Origin of the sequence: Demequina sp. (assembly GCF_016278775.1) — a bacterium.
Classification (GTDB): Bacteria; Actinomycetota; Actinomycetes; order Actinomycetales; family Demequinaceae; genus Demequina.
This window is the reverse complement of record NZ_JADQBF010000097.1, coordinates 1-5707: the sequence shown is the minus strand read 5'-3', so window position 1 is coordinate 5707 and position 5707 is coordinate 1. Positions and strand designations below refer to the sequence as shown.

The 5707-nt window shown below is 63.7% G+C and carries 5 protein-coding genes; 1 reads left to right on the top strand and 4 read right to left on the bottom strand.

Annotation, left to right across the window (positions count from 1 at the left end; genetic code table 11):
- Positions 1 to 105 precede the first annotated feature (105 nt).
- Positions 106 to 330 (top strand): hypothetical protein, encoded by a 225-nt coding sequence (locus QZZ33_RS10925; RefSeq protein WP_291380049.1) that lies wholly within the window; start codon positions 106 to 108, stop codon positions 328 to 330.
- Positions 331 to 350: 20 nt separating this feature from the next.
- Here QZZ33_RS10925 and QZZ33_RS10920 read toward each other — a convergent pair whose 3' ends face one another.
- The 4 genes from QZZ33_RS10920 to QZZ33_RS10905 form a co-directional block, all read right to left on the bottom strand.
- A complete protein-coding gene (locus QZZ33_RS10920; RefSeq protein ID WP_291380048.1) occupies positions 351 to 2102 on the bottom strand; it encodes an ABC transporter ATP-binding protein in 1752 nt (583 codons plus the stop codon).
- On the bottom strand, positions 2099 to 3043 hold the full coding sequence (locus QZZ33_RS10915; protein ID WP_291380047.1) for an ABC transporter permease: 945 nt from the start codon (positions 3041 to 3043) through the stop codon (positions 2099 to 2101). Before QZZ33_RS10915 ends, QZZ33_RS10920 begins: the two co-directional genes overlap by 4 nt.
- Complete coding sequence (locus QZZ33_RS10910; RefSeq protein WP_291380046.1) at positions 3036 to 3962, bottom strand: ABC transporter permease; 927 nt, start codon at positions 3960 to 3962, stop codon at positions 3036 to 3038. Before QZZ33_RS10910 ends, QZZ33_RS10915 begins: the two co-directional genes overlap by 8 nt.
- Before the next feature lie 124 nt (positions 3963 to 4086).
- Positions 4087 to 5700: an ABC transporter substrate-binding protein gene (locus tag QZZ33_RS10905; RefSeq protein ID WP_291380050.1), complete on the bottom strand. Its 1614-nt coding sequence runs from the start codon at positions 5698 to 5700 to the stop codon at positions 4087 to 4089.
- Positions 5701 to 5707 lie beyond the last annotated feature (7 nt).

Here is a 5707-nt window from a genome sequence, read left to right as displayed (position 1 = left end):
GGGCAGTCCGACGATGCCGATAGTAAGAGCCACGGGGAGCAAGTCTAGCGGCGCTGGGCGGGGCGCACCCTCGCCTGGGTGGGTGCCAAGGCGTACCGTAGCGCCATGGCTTTCGAAGAGGTCTTCAACCCGGGCATGGCGCGCGCTCGCGAGGAGCTTGAGCGCGAGCGGATTCTGCCTGCTCCCCCACCGATCGCGGGGCCGCCGCTCGTGGACAACGCAACGCCGGGCGTCGTGGTGCCCGCCGTGGGCGACCTCGCGCCGTTTGCCCCAACTCCCGCGCGCCGCAACGCCGCACGCCGCAACACGGCACAACGAGACGAGGGTTGACGAACCACACGCCTACGGCGCTAGGAGGCCCACTTGATGCCTGAGCCGGGGATCGCGTCGAGCAAGCGCTGGGTGTAGGGCTTGCGCGCCCGCTCGAAGATCTCGTCGGTGGTGCCGGTCTCCACAATCTTGCCGTCCTCCATGACCGCCACCTCGTCGGCCACCACGCGCACCACCGCAAGGTCGTGAGTGATGAACAAGTACGTCAGGCCCAACTCCTCCTGCAGGTCGGCAAGCAACTGCAGCACCTGGGCTTGGACGAGCACGTCAAGAGCCGAGACGGCCTCATCCAGCACTACCACCTCTGGCTTGAGCGCGAGGGCACGGGCCACGGCCACGCGCTGGCGCTGACCACCAGAGAGTTCGTTGGGGTAGCGCTGGGCAATCGACTCGGGCAGAGAGACCTGATCGAGCAGTTCCTTCACCCGCGCCAGCCTCACAGATCTGTCGGAGACCCCGTGGACGCGCAGCGGCTCGGCGATGATGGCGCCGATCGAACGCTGCGGGTCGAGTGACGCGTACGGATCCTGGAAGACGGGCTGCATCCGGCTACGCAGATTGAACATCGCCTTGCGCGAGATGCCGTTGAGGTTGGTACCGCCGACGATGATGTCGCCGGAGGTGGGCGGCTCCAGCCCAAGAATCATCTTGGCTGCCGTGGTCTTGCCTGACCCTGACTCTCCCACCAGCGCGAGCGTGGATCCCTTGCGAACCTTGAACGAGATCTTGTCCACTGCCGTCAGCGGCTCGGTCCGGAAGCCGCCCTTGCGGATCGAGAAGACCTTGGTGAGGTCCTTCACCTCGATCGACACGGGGGCTTCGGAAATGTGGTGTTCCTCCGCGGCCTCGTGGTGGTGCACGGCGAGTCGCGCCATGTCCGGGCCACCAGCGTCGGTGTCCGAACTTGCAGAGGCGCCGCGGATGCGACGCGACGCGAGCGACGGGGCTGCCGCAATCAGCGACTTGGTGTAGGGGTGCTGCGGGTTCTCCAGCAGTTCGACGCTGGGGCCTGCCTCGACGATCTTGCCGCGGTGCATCACGATGAGCTTGGATGCCCGCTCGGCCGCGAGACCGAGGTCGTGGGTGATGAAGAGCACGGCAGTGTGGTTCTCTCGCGTGAGCTTGTCGAGGTGGTCCAGGATGGTCTTCTGGACCGTCACGTCGAGGGCAGACGTGGGTTCGTCGGCAATGAGCAACTTGGGGTCAGCAGCCAGCCCGATGCCGATGAGCACGCGCTGGCGCATACCCCCCGAGAACTGGTGCGGGAACTGCTTCATACGCCGGTCAGCGTCCGCGAGACCCGCTTCCTTGAGCACCTCGATGGCGCGCGACTTGATCTCCTTGCGCGTGTGGGCAAGCCCGTTCGCCCGCACGGCCTCTTCGACCTGGAAACCGACCGACCACACAGGGTTGAGGTTGGACATCGGGTCTTGGGGAACGTAGCCGACGATCTTGCCGCGCACGGAGGCCATCTGATCTTGGCTGAGCCCCACCATCTCGCGGCCATCGATCGTGATGCTGCCTGCGCCGATCATGCCGTTACTGGGCAACAGGTTGATCAGAGCGGTGGCGGTGGTGGACTTGCCGGAGCCGGACTCGCCGACAATGGCGACCGTCTCGCCTGGCCACATGTCGAAGCTCACGCCGCGCAAGGCAGAAACCGAACCGCCCAACGTGCGGAAAGAGACCTCAAGATCCTTGACGGACACGAGTGGCCCGTCATGCTGCCCGGGTGCCTGCTTGGACATGACTTCCGTGGTGGCGTCGTTCATCGGCGTGCCCTCGCCTTCGGGTCCAGGGCGTCTCGAATGAGTTCTCCGAGCATGATGAACGCCAGCACAGTGATGGTCAGGAACAGCGACGGCCAGAACAGGGCCATCGGCGCGGTCTTGATGGTGACCTGCGCCTGAGAGATGTCGTTACCCCAGGACATCACGGACGTGTTGAGTCCGATGCCGAGGAAGCTCAGCGCGGCCTCGGCCACGATGGCCGCACCCAAGCCGATGGTGAGCGTCACGATCACAGGGGTGAGGGAGTTGGGCAACACGTGCCCCACAAGCGTCGAGAACCTCGACCTCCCCACGGCCGTGGACGCGGTCACATACTCAAGATTCTTGATGCGCAACACCTCGGCGCGGACGATGCGCGCGAGCGATGCCCACGCGAAGCCACCGATCGCAAACGAGATGGTGAGCACGTTGCGGTGGTCGGCGAGCACGGACATGACGACGATGGCCGCCAAGAAGTAAGGGATCGAGAAGAAGATGTCGCCGATGCGCGACAGGATCGAGTCGACCTTGCCGCCAAAGAAGCCCGCGATGGCGCCCATCGGAATGCCGATGACTGCGGTGATCAGGACGACCAGCATGCCGACCGACAGCGAGGTGCGTGCACCCCACACCACGCGTGAGTAGACGTCGCAACCCTGACGCGTGTATCCCAGCGGGTGTCCGGCCTCTGGTCCCGCGTTGGACAGCGACAGGGCGCAGTCATTGTTCGGGGCCACTTGTGTGAACAGCGTGGGCCAGGCCGCCGCGAGTGCGACCACGGCAACAATGGTGAGTGCCACGTAGAACAGCGGCCGACGGCGCAAATCGCGCCAGGCATCGAGCCACAGGTTCGACCGGCGGTCGCCGAGTCGGACGGCGTCGACTTCGATCTGCTCGTTCTCGTCGACGGGGGCAACGTAGTGCTCGGAGCTGCGCTTAGACATAGCGAATCCTGGGATCGAGGACGGCGTACAAGAGGTCGACAAGGATGTTGACGATCACGTACAGCAGGGTGAGGACAGTGACGAAGGACACCACCGTGGAGTTCTCTCCGCGAATGATCGCCTGATAGAGCGTGTTGCCGACACCAGGAATGTTGAAGATGCCCTCGGTGATCGTGGTCCCGGCGATCAGCGCGCCAAAGCTCGCTGCAGTGTTCGTGACCACTGGGATCAGCGAGTTGCGCGCGATGTGCACGGGAATGATGCGGCGCGACGTGAGCCCCTTGGCGTACGCAGTGCGCACGTAGTCCTCGCTGCGCGACTCGATCACGGAACCACGCATGAGCCGCATACCGGTGACATAGATGGTCAGGGCAATCACGAGGGCGGGCAGGAACATTGCCCCCCACGACGTGTCGCGGCCCACCGTGACGGGGGCCCATCCCCACTTGATGCCGACGAAGTACTGGGCCAGGAACATTCCCACGAAGACGGGCAACGAGTTGAAGATGAGCGCGAGGACCACGCTCGCGTTGTCGAAGAACTTGCCCTCTCGCAGCCCAGAGATCAGACCGATCACCACGGCGAAGAAGAACTCAAGCACGACCGCCATGAGCACCAACTTGAGCGTCACAGGGAACGTGTCCGCCAAGACCGTGTTGACGTCACGACCGGAGAAGGTGGTGCCCAGGTCGCCAGTGAAGACGTTCTTGAGGTACAGCAGGTACTGCATGAAGAAAGGCTGATCAAGGTTGTACTGCGCCTCGAGAGCGGCGACCTGCGCAGGGTTGGGCGTCTTGTCACCGAAAAGGGCGACGATGGGATTGCCCGGCATGGCGAAGACCATGAAGTAGATCAGGAACGTCGTACCCAGGAAGACGGGCACGGCCTGGAGCAATCGCCTCAGGATGTATCTCAGCATCGGCGGCTCGCGGTGGTGGTCGTTGGTGTTGGCATGAGTGGCCTCATCGTACAGCGTCGGACGGCGTCAATAGACAGACGTGAGGCCCGCCTCGACCGAAGTCGAAGCGGGCCTCACGGGCTGACTAGTTCTTGGTGATCTCGTGGTAGAGAGGCACCGAGTTCCAGCCGAACTCCACGTTGCTGACGTCCTCTGAGTATCCACCGTTGACGTTGGAGTACCACAGGGGGATCGCCGGCAGGTCCTTGAGCAGGACCTCCTGAGCGTTCTGCAGGATCGTGTTGCGCTCCGCGTTGTCAGCGGTCGAAATGCCCTCGGCGAGCAACGCGTCGAACTCAGCCGACGAGTAGTCGCCGTCGTTCGAGCCAGCATCGGTCGCGTAGAGCGGTCCGAGGAAGTTGTACAGACCGGGGTAGTCGGCCTGCCAACCGGTACGGAACGCGGACGTGATAGTGCGGTTCGTCACGTCCTCGCGCAGCTCGGCGAAGGTGGCGTACGGGTCGCCCTCTGCGTCGATGCCAAGCGTGTTCTTGATGGAGTTGATCGTGGCGTCAACCCATGCCTGGTGGCCACCGTCGGCGTTGTACGCCAACTTGAAGGTGCCTTCCCAGGGGCTGATGGCGTCGGCCTCGGCCCACAAGGCAACTGCCTCGTCCGTGTTGTATTCCAGAACCTCGGCGCCGTCGAGCGAGTCGCTCCAGCCGTCGACCACCGGTGAGGTGAAGTCGGAGGCGGGGGTGCGAGTTCCCTCGAAGATCACGTCGGTGATCTCTTCACGGTTGATCGCCATGGACAGTGCCTGACGACGCAGTTCGCCCTCTTCACCCGAGAAATGCGCAAGGCTGTCCGGGATCGTGAAGGACTGGAAGATGGCCGCTGCCTGGTTGACCGCACGGTCGCCCAGCTCGTCCTGGTACGTGGCCAGGGAGGAGTCAGGGATGCCGTCGATGACGTCAACGTTGTTCGACAGCAGGTCCGCGTAAGCGGCTTCCTGCGTGGTGTAGAACACGAAGGTCAGGCCATCGTTCTGCGGTGCACGACCACCCTGGTAGTCGGGGTTGGCGACCAGGTCGATCTGAACGTCGTGCTGCCACGCGTCGTCACTGGCCAGCATGTACGGGCCATTGCCGATCGGTGCCTCACCGTAACCCTCAGGGTCGTCGAAGAACGCCTCAGGGAGCGGGTAGTAGGCCGAGTAACCCAGACGCTGCGCAAAGTCAGCGGCAGGCTTGCTCAGTTCCACCGTGAAGGTGAGATCGTCGATGACCTCAAGGGCCAGAGGCGAGTCCTCTTCGTAGCTGTGACCGGCGATGTCCTCGAAGAAGTACGAGTTCAGCAGGCCGTTGGACGCCAGTGCGGTGTACTGCCAGGAGTCCACAAACGAGCTCGCCGTCACAGGCTCACCGTTCGTGAAGGTCCAACCGTCCTGAAGCGTGATGGTGAAGTTCTGTGGGTCGTCTTGGACGATCGACTCAGCAACCTCGTTCATGGCTGCGCCGGTGGCGTCGTAGTAGACGAGCCCCGCGTAGATGGCGTCAATGATCTTGCCGCCGCCGGTTTCGTTCGTGTTGCCAGGAACCAAGGGGTTCTGGGGCTCCGAACCGTTCGCGTAAACGATCGCAGTTCCGTCGGAAGTTTCGCCGCCTGTGTTGGTGGCGTCACCCTCCGGGTCGCTGTCGGACGAGCACGCGGCTAGGGCCAGTGTCGCGGCTGCTGCCAGCGCAATGCCCTTACCAATAGTGCCG